Below are 12,645 nucleotides of genomic sequence, written 5' to 3'. Positions count from 1 at the left end.
GCCCCTGATCCGGCGGGGTTTTCATTTGCCCAAAGGCTTTTCCCCTTGTTCCCAGCGGCTTGCGATTGTTAGCAAGTTCATCAGATAAATCTGAGGCAGTCATGGCGCGTTCCCTTCCCCCTGTGCAGACGATTTCGACCGGACTTGTAGTGGCGGTCGTCGGCTTTTTCAGCTCATTCCCGATTGTCCTGCAGGGCCTTGCCGCGATGAAGGCGTCGGCAGCTGAATCCGCGTCCGGTTTAATGATGGCCGCAGTGGCAATGGGCTTGGCGGCAGTCATTCTAAGCCTGTGGTACAAGCAACCGATCAGCGTGGCGTGGTCCACGCCGGGGGCTGCGCTGCTTGCAGTCTCGGCGCCACCTGCTGCTGGCTTCTCGGGCGCCGTAGGCGCGTTTCTCTGCGCCGGTGCGCTGACGGTGCTTGCAGGGCTATGGCGTCCGCTTGGGCGGCTGGCGGCGGCTATACCAACAACGCTGGCGCAAGCCATGCTGGGCGGGGTTCTGCTGCCCTTGTGCATTATTCCGTTCAAGGCGGCAGTTGAACTGCCCTGGCAAGCGCTTCCAGTCATCCTGACGTGGTTTATTGCCGGGCGGGTCAATCGACTGTTCGCGGTTCCAGCAGCGGTTATCGCAGCGGCGATCGTGGTGGTTTTGAACGTCGGCGACAGCTCGGTCAGGCCCGAGCTTTTTGTGGCCGCCCCGGTCTGGACAATGCCTACCTTCTCTGTGGCCTCTGCCATCGGGATCGGCATCCCATTGTTCATCGTCACCATGGCCACTCAAAACATTCCCGGCATCGCTGTTATGCGCAGCTATGGATATTCGCCCAACACCGGCAAACTGTTCTCAGCGGTCGGAGGCGCCAGCATTTTGTCCGCACCCTTCGGAGCACCTGCCACTTGTCTCGCCGCGATTACTGCCGCGATGTGTTCGAATGAGGACAGCCACCCCGACCCGGACCAGCGCTATTGGTCAGCGGTCATGGCAGGCGTGTTCTACTGCATTTTCGGCGTGTTCGCCGTGGCAATCACAGGGTTCGCGGCCCATGCCGACCCGCTTTTGATGGGAACTCTGACCGGGATCGCGTTGATCGGCGTATTGGCAAACGCGACCTTTGCCGCGCTTGAGGTACCGGCAGAACGGGAAGCGGCCATCCTGACCTTCGCGATCACCGCGTCCGGTATCACAGTATTTGGGTTAGGTGCTGCGGTTTGGGGACTGGCGGCAGGTGGCATTGCCTATCTGGTCGCCAACCGTACACGGTGAGTACTTTCAGCTGCCGAAGCACCCGAGTATACTTGGGCCATGCTTGGATCGCTTGGAAAACTGATCGAACGACAGATCAAGAAGGCGCAGGCCGAAGGCCAGTTGGAAGGGTTGGAGGGCGAAGGTCAGCCCCTGCCCGATCGCTCATCCGAGGCTCAGACCGACCCGGCTCTGGCTGCCGGTCACCGGATAATGGCCCAGGCAGGTGTTCTGCCCGAAGAGTTCGACATCAAGAAAAAGCTTGATGCTGCACGCAAAGCTTATGCTGCCCAAACTGATCCCAAAGAGCGTAAGATCACGATGGCGCTGATCGCTGAGCTTGAGATGCGCTACAACATGGCGCGCGACGCGAGGCGGGCGTTCCTGCGTTAAATACCCGTTACAAACGCTCTGCTGGACACGGAAATAGAGTTCCCGGACGGATCCTTGGCATTAGCGAAACTGTATCCCTCTGCCTTGTGTATTGGGCCGAATTGCAGGCCTTTTTGCGCTGCTTGGGTGCAAAACGCAGCAACATCCGCGACATCAAAAACGATCTTAACAGCCGACTGCCCCTGGCGCGCGGCCTTACTGGCCGGATGCAGCATCAGACGCAGCCCAGCCCCATCGGGCACCAGTTCGACGATCCGGTCGCTTACAAGTTGGCGTGCCTTGTAGCCAAAATGGGACTCGTAGAACCGCACCATACCTTCGACATCCTTGGCGTACAGGATCAAACGGGTGACGGGAGGCGAGGTCATTTGAATTCAGGCTTGCGACCTTGCATTCGTGCCGCGATGACCTCCATCTGGTCCGGTTTCCCGATCAGCTCCACTTGTTCCGAGGATTCTTCGATCAAAACCTCGGTGCGGGATTTGGATTCGGCGACCTCGATCAGGCGTTTGGCCGAACGGATGGCAGAAGGGCTTTGGCCCGCGATGTCTTCAGCCAAAGCCAACGCCTCGGACAAAGGGTCGTCCGACAGCTTGGTGACCAGCCCCCATTCCGCCGCCTGAGTCGCACCAATAGGACGGGCTGTATAGGTCAACAGGCGCAACACGTCCGAACGCACCAGTTCCGGCAGCAGAACCATGCCGCCCATATCCGGGATGAGGCCCCATTTCATCTCCATCACCGCCAGTTTGGTATCAGGGTGCGCAATGCGGATATCCGCGCCCAGCGCAAGCTGCAGCCCCCCGCCATAGGCAACTCCTTGGATGGCACAGATGACGGGAACCGGAACACGCCGCCACACCAAGACAACTTCTTGCACCTCGTTGGCGTCTTTGTGACTGCGGGACATCAGCCATTCGGTCGGGTCCGTCTGGGCCATGCTGGCAAAGCTTGCCATGTCCAGACCCGCGCAAAAGCTCTTGCCCTCGCCCGACAGCACCACTGCTCGGGCATCCGAGGCCGCGACCTCCTGCCCGGCAGAAATGATGGCCTTGATCATCGCATCGTCCAGCGCGTTCATTTTATCACCGCGCGTCAGCGTGACATGGGCGATGTGATCTTTGTACTCGACGGATACGCGTGACATTCAGGCCTCCCAATTCAGGTCGTGATCACCTTGCCCGGAAGCCCCTTCAAGTTCCACCTCAACGTTAGGGCAGGTTTGCCGCAGGCATCCGTCCAAACCACGGGGAGTCCAATGTCATGACATAAAACTGATCGCCGACAACTTTACCGCCGGTGGTGATGCCCAACCGCCCTTCGGGGTCCTGTAAGGTCCGCAAAATATACCCGTCACCGTCGAATTGCACCACCATTCCGCGATGAATCGGAGCGGGCCGCACCATCGGGCCAAGCCGCCAGATCACCTTGCGCAGGAACGGGTATGGCATCAGTGCTTCGCTCGGCACCCGCGGGCTGGCGAAAGCCATCCAATAGGTGCCATCGCCCTGTGCCTCCAGGTTATCGGGATAGCCGGGCAGGTTATCCATCAGAACTTCCTGCTGGCCAGCGTTGGGACCCGTCAGCCATAGTTTATGCACCCGTGCGCGACCGGTTTCGGCGATGAGCAGAAAATCCTCCTCCGGAGAAAGAGCAACGCCATTCGTATACACGAAACCATCGGCCACTTTCTCGGTCGTGCCATCAGGGGCGTGGCGCGCGACATAGCCGGTGTCAGATTGCTCCCAAATCGTCAGGACCGAGGTCGGCTTGGTCCCACCCATCGTTTCGGGATCGAACCGGTCGGACGAGTTGGAGAAGTAGATCGTTCCATCCTGTGCCACATCTAGTTGGTTTGCATAAACCACCGGCGCACCATCGATTTCCGACACCAGAGATTCCAGCGTGCCCGGACCGGTCCATCGCATCACACCTCGGAAACTATCGGCTATGTAAAGCGCTTCATCCGGTCCGGCCTTCAGACCCAGTGGCCGGCCGCCGAGGTCGTCGATTTTGACCGGTGCGTCCCCGTCGATCCGATAGAGCGCACCCGCCAATGTGGTTGTGTACACAGAACCGTCGGGCAGTATCGCAATGTCCTCGGGACCGACCTCGTCTTCTGGCAGCACGATCAGTTCCAGTTTGTCCAATTCGCTGTTTTCCGCGAAGTCGCCTGTAAAACCCGGCGCTTGGGGCGGGATCCAGGCCACCGGCTGAACCGGAACCGGCCAGAATATCAGATAGGCAAGGCCGATAATGATCAGGCCAAGTACGATGCGCATATGCGCTCCTCCCTTTGTTTTTACACTAACAATGCGAGGCGACACCCTGTAACGCAAGCTTGCCTGTCAGGTGACCTTGCGTTTATCTGCCCACATGACTGACCCACGTTATACCCCGCTTGCCCAATCCCTGCCTGCAACCGTGCCATTTGTCGGCCCCGAAACGCAGGAGCGCCAACGCGGCGCGCCGTTTGTGGCGCGTCTGGGTGCAAATGAGAGCGTGTTCGGTCCCTCCCCCCGCGCCATCGCGGCGATGGCGGATTCAGGCATCTGGATGTATGGCGACCCCGAAAACCACGATCTGCGCAACGCCTTGGCGGATCATCATGGGATCAGTCCCGAGAATATCGTGGTTGGTGAAGGGATTGATGGCCTGCTGGGCTATCTGGTGCGCCTGCTGGTCGGACCCGGTGACGCGGTGGTGACTTCGGACGGAGCCTACCCCACGTTCAATTACCACGTGGCAGGCTTTGGCGGCACGCTGCACAAGGTACCCTATCGCGATGATCGCGAAGACCCGAAGGCCCTGTTCGCCAAAGCGACTGAGTTCGACGCCAAGTTGGTCTATCTGGCCAACCCGGACAATCCGATGGGCAGTTGGCATACCGGTGCGGAGATCGTTGCGGCCATGGAATATCTGCCCGACGGCTGCCTGTTGGTGCTGGACGAGGCCTATGTGGAATGCGCGCCGGATGGCACTGCCGCCCCCGTGGACGCGAATGATCCCCGCGTGATCCGGATGCGAACCTTTTCGAAGGTTTACGGCATGGCAGGTGCGCGGGTTGGTTATGCAATCGGCGCGCCCGGCCTGATCTCAGCCTTCAACAAGGTGCGCAACCACTTCGGCATGAACCGGGCTGCGCAGGCCGGAGCGCTGGCGGCACTGCAGGATTCCGCGTGGCTGGAACACGTGCAAGCCAAGATCACCGAAGCGCGCGAACGGGTCGGTCAGATTGCGCGGGAGAACGGGCTGAAGCCCCTGCCCTCGGCCACAAATTTTGTTGCCATCGACTGTGGCCGGGATGGGGCGTTCGCCAAGGCCGTTTTGGACTCGTTGGTCGCGCAGGGCATTTTCGTGCGTATGCCTTTTGCTGCGCCTCAGAACAGATGCATCCGCGTCAGTTGCGGAGAGGCATCCGATCTGGATGCTTTTGCTGCTGCGTTGCCAAAGGCACTTGCAGAGGCGCAGGATTAGTCTTTCGACGCGAGCACCGCTGCAGCGGCCTCCAACGCGCCATTTCCGCGCGGGATGTCCAATGCGGCCATCGCTGTCTCCATGCCGCCCAACATGGCCATGACCATCTGGGCATTGATATAGCCCATGTGGCCCAGTCGGAAGCACCCGTCCCAGTCCTCCATCCCCAGCCCGATGCCCAGCGTCAGTCCAAGTTGGGATTCCGTGAACTCGCGCAAAGGAGTGCCACGCCCGTCGGTCAAACGTAATGCAGTGACGGCATGACTGCGGAGCGAACGATCGGCCACGTTTATCTGTAAGGCGCCACCTTCCGCCCAGGTTTCGCAGGCGGCCCAGATCGCGGTGGCCAGACGTTCGTGACGCGCCCAGACCTGTTCCATCCCTTCAGCGTGGATCATGTCCAACGCCGCGCGCAGGCCATAGAGGTGATGGGTCGGCGCGGTGCCATTGAAGTACTGATAGAACAACTCGGGGTTGGCCCGCGGTTGCCAGTCCCAGTATTGCGAGACACGGGGCATGGACGCTTGTTTGGCCTGCGCTTTGTCGTTGAAAAAGACGAAACCGGTCCCCGCAGGCGTCATCAGCCCCTTCTGACAGGCCGTGACCATGACATCGACGCCCCATGGGTCCATTTCAAACCGGTCGCAGCCCAGCGAGGCAATGCAATCCGCCATCAGCAATGCCGGATGGCCCAGATCGTCCAGCAATGCACGCAGTGCCGGGATGTCGTTTCGGATGGACGAGGACGTATCCACATGAACGGCCAGAACAGCCTTGATCCGGTGCGTTTCATCGGCGCGCAGGGTGTCAGCGATCTGATCGAAATCCCACGCTGACGACAATCCGAAATCGATCAGGTCGACCTTGGCACCGATTCCTTCGGCCATCTCGGCCCAACCATGGGTAAAACGCCCCGATGCCGGAGCCAAAACCGTTTCCCCCGGCGCAATGACGTTCGACAGAGCGGCTTCCCAGGTTCCGTGGCCGTTGGCGATGTAAATGGCGACATTGTGATCCGTGCGCGCCACGCGGCACAGATCGCGCGTCAGAGCAGGCATCATCTCGATCAGTTCGCCTTCGTAAATGTTTGGCGAAGGCCGGTGCATGGCCTGCAAAACCGCATCGGGCATGACCGAAGGACCGGGAATAGCGAGATACTCGCGCCCCTGCGCAAGAGAAATCGAGTTAGTCATGGGATCAACCTGTATGAATTGTCGCCCACCCTAGCGCAGCTTTGGGTGGCGTCAATCCATCAGCTTTGATGCCTCGTGCGCAAGTGTTTCGATCCCCGCCCAATTGCCCTCGACCACCATCTGCTTCGGCGCAACCCAGCTGCCACCGGCACAGACCACATTAGACAAGGACAGGTAGTCACGCGCGTTTGAGGGCGAAACACCACCCGTGGGACAGAACGTGATCTGCGGCAAAGGTGCCCCGATAGCCTTCAAAGCAGGCGCCCCGCCCGAGGCTTCAGCCGGGAAGAACTTCAGCATGTCATAACCCAGTTCCAGCAGACGCATCGCCTCGCTGGCCGTGGCCGCGCCGGGAAGCAGAGGCAAGTCCTCGGCCTCGCAGGCGGCGATCAAGGCGTCGGTTGCACCGGGAGAGACACCAAATTGCGCGCCCGCCTCTTTTGCCGCGCGGACATCCTCGGGGGTGACCAAAGTGCCAGCACCAACCACACCCCCGGGCACTTCGGCCATGGCGCGGATCGCATCCAAGGCCGCCGGTGTACGCAGGGTGACCTCCAGCGCGGGTAAGCCACCTGCGACCAGTGCTTCGGCAAGTGGACGCGCCTGCGCCGCATCATCGACGACCAGAACCGGTACTATGGGCGCAAGTTCGCAGATCTTGAGGGTGCGTTGGGTTTTAGGGGACATAATTACGCTCCGAAAATGCTGGCACCGGCATCGGCCGAGCCGACGGCGTTGCGGAATGCACCGAACAGGTCGCGCCCGACGCCGTGTTGATTGGCCGATAGGTCGGCTGTGACCGGTGCCCGATCCAGAACTCCGGGCGTCAGGATTTCCAGCTCACCCTTCACGGCATCGACCCGCAAGAGGTCTCCGTCCTGCAGACAAGCAATTGGTCCACCGTCCAGTGCCTCGGGACAAACGTGGATCGCCGCGGGCACCTTGCCCGACGCGCCGGACATACGACCATCGGTCACCAAAGCCACCTTTTGGCCGCGGCCCTGCAGGATCGACAGGATCGGGGTCAACGAGTGCAGCTCGGGCATCCCGTTTGCCTTGGGCCCCTGGAAGCGAACAACAACGATAACGTCATCGGTGAACTCTCCGGCCTTGAATGCGGCTTTGACCTCATCCTGATCGTGGAACACGCGAACCGGGGCTTCGACAACCTGGTGTTCAGGCGCAACAGCCGAGACTTTCATCACGGCGGTGCCGAGGTTGCCGGTCAGTCGCGACAGTCCGCCAGTGGGTTGGAACGGATCTTTGGCAGAGCGCACGATCTTTTCGTTCAGGCTGTGCCCTGCGCCGTCTTCCCACACCAGTTCGTCGTCGATCAGCTTGGGCTCTTTGGTGTAGTTGTGCAGGCCCTGCCCGGCGACGGTCAGCGTATCGGGGTGCAAAAGGCCATCTTCCAGCAGTGTTCCGATGCAGTAGCCAAGACCGCCCGCCGCGTGGAAATGGTTCACGTCGGCCAAACCGTTCGGGTACACCCGCGCAACCAGCGGGACCACTGCAGAGATGTCCGAAAAGTCTTGCCAATCCAGAGCGATACCACCTGCACGGGCCATTGCGATCAGGTGGATCAGCAGGTTCGTCGAACCACCCGTCGCCATCAGGCCAACGATCCCGTTTACAAACGCGCGCTCGTCCAGCACTTGATAGACCGGCGTATAGTTGTTGCCCAGTGCGCTCAGAGACAAGGCACGTCGAGCCCCTTCCTCGGTCAACGCGTCGCGCAAAGGGGTGTTCGGATTGACAAAACTCGAGCCCGGCAGGTGCAGGCCCATGAACTCCATCAACATCTGGTTCGTGTTGGCCGTGCCGTAGAAGGTACAGGTGCCGGGTCCGTGATACGCGGCCATCTCGGCGGCCATGAGTTCTTCGCGCCCAACTTCTCCGGCTGCGAACTTCTGGCGTACCTTGGCTTTCTCGTCATTTGGCAATCCGCTGGTCATGGGACCAGCGGGCAGGAAGACTGCCGGAAGATGTCCAAATGCCTGTGCCCCAATAACCAAGCCGGGAACGATCTTGTCGCAAACACCAAGAAAGACTGCAGCATCGTAAGTGTTGTGGCTGAGCGCAACACCCGTCGCCAGTGCGATCACATCGCGCGAGAACAAGGACAATTCCATGCCCGCCTCGCCCTGGGTGACACCGTCGCACATCGCCGGAACGCCACCCGCAACCTGCGCAGTACCGCCAGCTTCACGGATCGCATCGCGGATCAGGCCAGGATAGCGCTCAAAAGGCTGATGGGCCGACAGCATGTCGTTGTAGGCGGTCACAATACCAAGGTTTCCCGCCGTACCGGTCGCCATGGCCAGCTGATCCGCGCCCGCCCCTGCATAGGCATGGGCCTGACCACTGCAGGACAAATGCGCACGAGCCGGGCCTTTGGACCGGGCGTGTTCCATTCGTTCCAGATGGGGGCCGCGCAAGTCGGCGCTTCGCTCGATGATCCGTTTGGTGACGTCGGCAATAACAGACTGTACCACTTTAACCCCCAATCTGACGCCAGCGGCGCCCGTCACGATGCATCAGCATGAGCGCTTCTTCCGGCCCAGAACTGCCCTGATCGTACTTTGCCGGCCGATCGCCGCGATCTTCCCAACCCTGAATGATCGGATCAACCCAGGCCCATGCGGCCTCGGCCTCATCCCCACGCATGAACAGGGTCTGGTCTCCGCGAATGACGTCCATCACCAGCCGCTCATAAGCGTCCGGAGATTGCGACTCGTCGCCAAGAGCATCGGCAAAGCTCATGTCCAGGGCGACATCAGACAAGCGAAACCCACCCTGCCCCGGCTCTTTGATGGTCGTGCGCAGGGTGATACCTTCGTCCGGCTGCAGTCGGATCACCAGCACGTTGCCATGCAGTGGGCCAACATTGGGAAAGATCGTATGCGGCGGGTCGCGGAAAAAAACCGCGATCTCGGATTCTCGCGCCCTCAGACGTTTGCCTGTGCGCAGATAGAACGGCACCCCGGCCCAGCGCCAGTTGCCTAGATGAACCTTAAGCGCAATGTAGCTTTCGGTGCGGCTGGCGGGTTTTCCGACGTGGTCCAGATAACCGTCGCTGCCCTTGCCTGTCCGGTATTGCCCGCGGGCGATGTCCGACGGGGCGACGGGCTCCAATGCTTCGATAACCTTGACCTTTTCGTCACGCACCGCGTTCGGTGAGAATTTGGACGGCGGCTCCATCGCGGTCAGGCACAGAAGTTGCACAAGGTGGTTCTGCACCATATCCCGCATGGCACCCGACTGATCATAATAAGCCCCGCGCCCCTCGACCCCGACGGTTTCGGCCACCGTGATCTGCACATGGTCGACATGGGTTGAATTCCAAAGTGGTTCGAACAGGGAATTGGCAAAGCGCAGGGCCATCAGGTTCTGCACCGTCTCTTTGCCCAGATAGTGGTCGATCCGGTAAATCTGATGTTCCTCGAAACAGGCGCGCAACCCTTCGTTCAGAGCCTTGGCCGACGCCAGATCATGACCGAATGGTTTTTCGACCACGATACGGCTGTCTGGCGTGGCCAGACCGTTATCGCTGAGCCGTTGAGCGATACCCGAGAACAGGTTGGGACCAACGGAAAGGTAGAACGCACGCACCACATCAGGGCGCAGGGCCTTGGCCAAGTCTGCCCAGCCAGCGTCGCCCAATGCGTCGACCGATACGTATTCCACTCTGTTCAGAAACTGGTCCAGTACATCCTTTTTGAATGCGGGCGCGAACTCTTTCATCGAAGCGCGAATCTGGTCGCGAAACGCGTCACTGTCCATATCAGACCGCGCTGTACCGATGATCCGGGCTTCTTCCGGCATCTGGCCGACCTCAAACCGGTGGTAGAGCCCGGGCAAGATCTTGCGCTGTGCGAGATCGCCGGTCGCGCCGAATAACACCAGATCGAACGGGTGTACCGGAATTACGCGTGAAACCATCCATCGGCTCCTTCAAGTGTCGCTGGTATCACTCTAACACCGCAATTGCGATCCGCGTGATACAGGCATTGTTACCGCTAACATTTATGCACTGAATAGGGAAGCACGACTGGAAAATCAACCCAGATTCCGCAACCACTCCATAACCGCCGGTCGCACGGATTGTTCACCTCGATGACGGGCGTCAGCGATGATCTTGCGCAATGCCTGCAGGTCGGCGCGCAGCAGCACGCTTTTGACTGGTCCGATCGACGCTGGGCGCATCGACAGTGACCGGATGCCCATCGCGGCAAGACACAGCGCCTCAACCGGACGCCCCGCGTCTTCGCCACAGAAGCTGAGCGGCGTGTTCGAGATATTGCAGCGCTCGACAATCCGCTCGATGAAACTGAGGAAGCTGACATTCAGCGTGTCATACCGGCGGCGCACCAGTTCGTTTTCGCGGTCGGCAGCAAAGAAGAACTGCTTCAGGTCATTACCGCCGATTGAGACGAAATCGACTTCGTCAAAGAACTTCTGCGGAGCAAAGGCCAGCGAGGGAGTTTCAAGCATCGCGCCGACCTCAATTGACTCGGGCAGCACGTGGCCGAGGCGCTTTTCGCGTTCGATGGTTTTGTTGACTTCCCACTTGGCCTCGCGGAATTCGTCAGCCTGCGCAACGAATGGAAACATCAGCGTCAGTGGACGACCATTTGCAGCGCGCATCAGGGCCTGCAACTGCATCCGCATCACGCCGCGCTTGTCCAGTCCAACGCGAATCGCGCGCCAGCCCAAAGCGGGGTTCGGTTCTTCTACGTGCTTCATGTAGGGCAGCACTTTGTCCGACCCGATATCCAGCGTTCGGAACACCACGCGCTTTTCGCCAGCAGCGTCCATAACGCGCTGATATTGCGTCACAAGCTCGGATCGCTTGGGCATTTGGTTGCGGATTAGAAACTGCAATTCGGTCCGGAACAGGCCCACACCCTCGGCCCCGGAATTGCCCAGCGACGGCAGGTCGGCCATCAGTCCCGCGTTCATGACAAGGTTTATCCGCTCGCCATCACGCGTCACTGTCGGCGTATCGCGGATTGAGGCATAGCGTTCCTGCGCCTTGGCCTGCATGGCGATCTTGTCGCGGAAAGCAGTGACGACTGTGTCCTCGGGGCGCAAATGCACGATGCCCTGATCACCATCGACCAGAATTTGGTCACCGTTCAGCGCCTCGGTGGTAATGTGCCCGACATGAACCACCAGCGGGATCGCCAGTGCGCGGGCCACAATCGTAGCGTGACTGCCAACCGACCCTTCTTCGAGAACGATACCTTTCAGCGACCGCCCATATTCCAGCAAATCGCCGGGCCCAATGTTGCGCGCAATCAGGATCGGGTCGGGCGGAAGGTCAGCCCCGTTGGTGCCCCCCTGCCCGGTCAGGATACGCAGCAACCGGTTGCTGAGGTCGTCCAGGTCAGCCAGTCGTTCGCGCAAATAGGGGTCAGTCACCTGCCCCATGCGAGCGCGCGCCTGGGATTGTTCTTTCTCAACCGCAGCTTCGGCGCTGAGGCCCAGCGCGATATCTTCTTCCATCCGGCGCATCCAGCCTTTGGAATTGGCAAACATGCGATAGGCTTCCAGAACCTGGAGCTGTTCCTTGTCGCCACCCTGCGAGATCTCCAGCATCTTGTCGACGCCCACGCGCAGCTCGTCCACGGCCTCGGTCAGGCGTTCGCGTTCCCGGTGGGGGTCATCGGCAATCGGATTGGTGACAACCACCCGAGGTTCGTGCAGCCAAACATGCCCCTCGGCAGACCCTTCCTGGGCCGGACCGCCGCTGAACTGCACCGATTGCTGGTGCCGGGGCGACAGCGCGGCACCCTCGCCGACAAATGCGCCAAGCTCGGCCATTTCCGCCAAAACCATGGCAACCACTTCCAGCGCATAGACCTCGTCGGCGGAATACAAGCGTGCGTCGCGGGATTGGACAACCAGAACGCCCAATTTCTCGCCAAGACGCTGAACCGGCACCCCGATGAACGACGAGAACCGTTCTTCGCCGGTTTCCGGCATGTATCGGAATCCTTTGGTCGAAGGCGCATCCGCCGTGTTCACAACCTTGCCAGACTGGGCAACGCGGCCGACAAGGCCCTCACCCAACCGCATGCGGGTTTTGTGGACAGACTCGGGCGACAACCCTTCGGTCGCGCAAAGTTCCAGAGTATCAGCATCCCTGAACAGATAGATCGAACACACCTCGGCCCGAATGCTGTCTGCAATCAGATGGGTTATCCGGTCAAGACGTTCCTGACCGGCGGCTTCGCTCGCCATCTCTTCGCGCAGCCGCCCCAGCAGCTTACGGGATTCTGTTTCGGTGCCTTCCGCCATGGCCCAACCACTTTACGGTATCAGGCGCCCATTGG

The 12,645-nt window shown here is 60.2% G+C and carries 11 protein-coding genes; 3 read left to right on the top strand and 8 right to left on the bottom strand.

The features are described 5' to 3' along the window. Positions 1 to 101 precede the first annotated feature (101 nt). Positions 102 to 1,265 carry a benzoate/H(+) symporter BenE family transporter gene (locus MHN28_RS03825; protein WP_239336080.1) on the top strand — a complete coding sequence of 388 codons (1,164 nt, stop codon included), beginning with the start codon at positions 102 to 104 and terminating at the stop codon, positions 1,263 to 1,265. A gap of 39 nt (positions 1,266 to 1,304) precedes the next feature. Next, positions 1,305 to 1,637: a DUF1992 domain-containing protein gene (locus MHN28_RS03820; protein ID WP_239336079.1), complete on the top strand. Its 333-nt coding sequence runs from the start codon at positions 1,305 to 1,307 to the stop codon at positions 1,635 to 1,637. Here MHN28_RS03820 and MHN28_RS03815 read toward each other — a convergent pair. The 3 genes from MHN28_RS03815 to MHN28_RS03805 all read right to left on the bottom strand — a co-directional run bounded on the left by MHN28_RS03815 (position 1,634) and on the right by MHN28_RS03805 (position 3,919). Further along, the gene (locus MHN28_RS03815) at positions 1,634 to 2,005 is read right to left on the bottom strand and encodes a VOC family protein (RefSeq protein WP_239336078.1); all 372 of its coding nucleotides are present in this window, start codon (positions 2,003 to 2,005) and stop codon (positions 1,634 to 1,636) included. The genes MHN28_RS03820 and MHN28_RS03815 overlap by 4 nt on opposite strands. Continuing rightward, positions 2,002 to 2,784 carry a crotonase/enoyl-CoA hydratase family protein gene (locus MHN28_RS03810; protein WP_239336077.1) on the bottom strand — a complete coding sequence of 261 codons (783 nt, stop codon included), beginning with the start codon at positions 2,782 to 2,784 and terminating at the stop codon, positions 2,002 to 2,004. Before MHN28_RS03810 ends, MHN28_RS03815 begins: the two co-directional genes overlap by 4 nt. Before the next feature lie 64 nt (positions 2,785 to 2,848). Continuing rightward, the gene (locus MHN28_RS03805) at positions 2,849 to 3,919 is read right to left on the bottom strand and encodes an SMP-30/gluconolactonase/LRE family protein (RefSeq protein ID WP_239336076.1); all 1,071 of its coding nucleotides are present in this window, start codon (positions 3,917 to 3,919) and stop codon (positions 2,849 to 2,851) included. Positions 3,920 to 4,013: 94 nt separating this feature from the next. Here MHN28_RS03805 and MHN28_RS03800 point away from each other — a divergent pair, with 94 nt between their 5' ends. Then, positions 4,014 to 5,114: a pyridoxal phosphate-dependent aminotransferase gene (locus tag MHN28_RS03800; RefSeq protein WP_239336075.1), complete on the top strand. Its 1,101-nt coding sequence runs from the start codon at positions 4,014 to 4,016 to the stop codon at positions 5,112 to 5,114. Here MHN28_RS03800 and MHN28_RS03795 read toward each other — a convergent pair. The 5 genes from MHN28_RS03795 to ptsP all read right to left on the bottom strand — a co-directional run bounded on the left by MHN28_RS03795 (position 5,111) and on the right by ptsP (position 12,610). Further along, entirely contained in the window at positions 5,111 to 6,307 is a 1,197-nt protein-coding gene (locus MHN28_RS03795; RefSeq protein ID WP_239336073.1) for an alanine--glyoxylate aminotransferase family protein, read from the bottom strand. The genes MHN28_RS03800 and MHN28_RS03795 overlap by 4 nt on opposite strands. Before the next feature lie 51 nt (positions 6,308 to 6,358). Beyond that, the gene (locus MHN28_RS03790) at positions 6,359 to 6,994 is read right to left on the bottom strand and encodes a bifunctional 4-hydroxy-2-oxoglutarate aldolase/2-dehydro-3-deoxy-phosphogluconate aldolase (RefSeq protein ID WP_239336071.1); all 636 of its coding nucleotides are present in this window, start codon (positions 6,992 to 6,994) and stop codon (positions 6,359 to 6,361) included. 2 nt (positions 6,995 to 6,996) lie between these two features. Then, positions 6,997 to 8,802, bottom strand: coding sequence for a phosphogluconate dehydratase (gene edd / locus MHN28_RS03785; protein WP_239336069.1), 1,806 nt, complete (start codon positions 8,800 to 8,802; stop codon positions 6,997 to 6,999). 1 nt (position 8,803) lies between these two features. Next, complete coding sequence (gene zwf / locus MHN28_RS03780) at positions 8,804 to 10,249, bottom strand: glucose-6-phosphate dehydrogenase (protein ID WP_239336068.1); 1,446 nt, start codon at positions 10,247 to 10,249, stop codon at positions 8,804 to 8,806. 117 nt (positions 10,250 to 10,366) lie between these two features. After that, positions 10,367 to 12,610 (bottom strand): phosphoenolpyruvate--protein phosphotransferase, encoded by a 2,244-nt coding sequence (gene ptsP / locus MHN28_RS03775; protein WP_239336059.1) that lies wholly within the window; start codon positions 12,608 to 12,610, stop codon positions 10,367 to 10,369. Positions 12,611 to 12,645 lie beyond the last annotated feature (35 nt).

The organism is Ruegeria sp. Ofav3-42 (assembly GCF_022347725.1).
GTDB lineage: Bacteria > Pseudomonadota > Alphaproteobacteria > Rhodobacterales > Rhodobacteraceae > Ruegeria.
The sequence above is the reverse complement of the archived record's forward strand: the minus strand, read 5'-3'. Positions and strand labels throughout refer to the sequence as shown.

Coding starts and splice junctions, on each gene's coding strand:
- MHN28_RS03795 (WP_239336073.1), bottom strand. CDS start 6,307: ATGACTAACTCGATTTCTCTTGCGCAGGGGCGCGAGTATCTCGCTATT.
- MHN28_RS03815 (WP_239336078.1), bottom strand. CDS start 2,005: ATGACCTCGCCTCCCGTCACCCGTTTGATCCTGTACGCCAAGGATGTC.
- ptsP (WP_239336059.1), bottom strand. CDS start 12,610: ATGGCGGAAGGCACCGAAACAGAATCCCGTAAGCTGCTGGGGCGGCTG.
- MHN28_RS03810 (WP_239336077.1), bottom strand. CDS start 2,784: ATGTCACGCGTATCCGTCGAGTACAAAGATCACATCGCCCATGTCACG.
- MHN28_RS03805 (WP_239336076.1), bottom strand. CDS start 3,919: ATGCGCATCGTACTTGGCCTGATCATTATCGGCCTTGCCTATCTGATA.
- MHN28_RS03825 (WP_239336080.1), top strand. CDS start 102: ATGGCGCGTTCCCTTCCCCCTGTGCAGACGATTTCGACCGGACTTGTA.
- MHN28_RS03800 (WP_239336075.1), top strand. CDS start 4,014: ATGACTGACCCACGTTATACCCCGCTTGCCCAATCCCTGCCTGCAACC.
- MHN28_RS03820 (WP_239336079.1), top strand. CDS start 1,305: ATGCTTGGATCGCTTGGAAAACTGATCGAACGACAGATCAAGAAGGCG.
- zwf (WP_239336068.1), bottom strand. CDS start 10,249: ATGGTTTCACGCGTAATTCCGGTACACCCGTTCGATCTGGTGTTATTC.
- MHN28_RS03790 (WP_239336071.1), bottom strand. CDS start 6,994: ATGTCCCCTAAAACCCAACGCACCCTCAAGATCTGCGAACTTGCGCCC.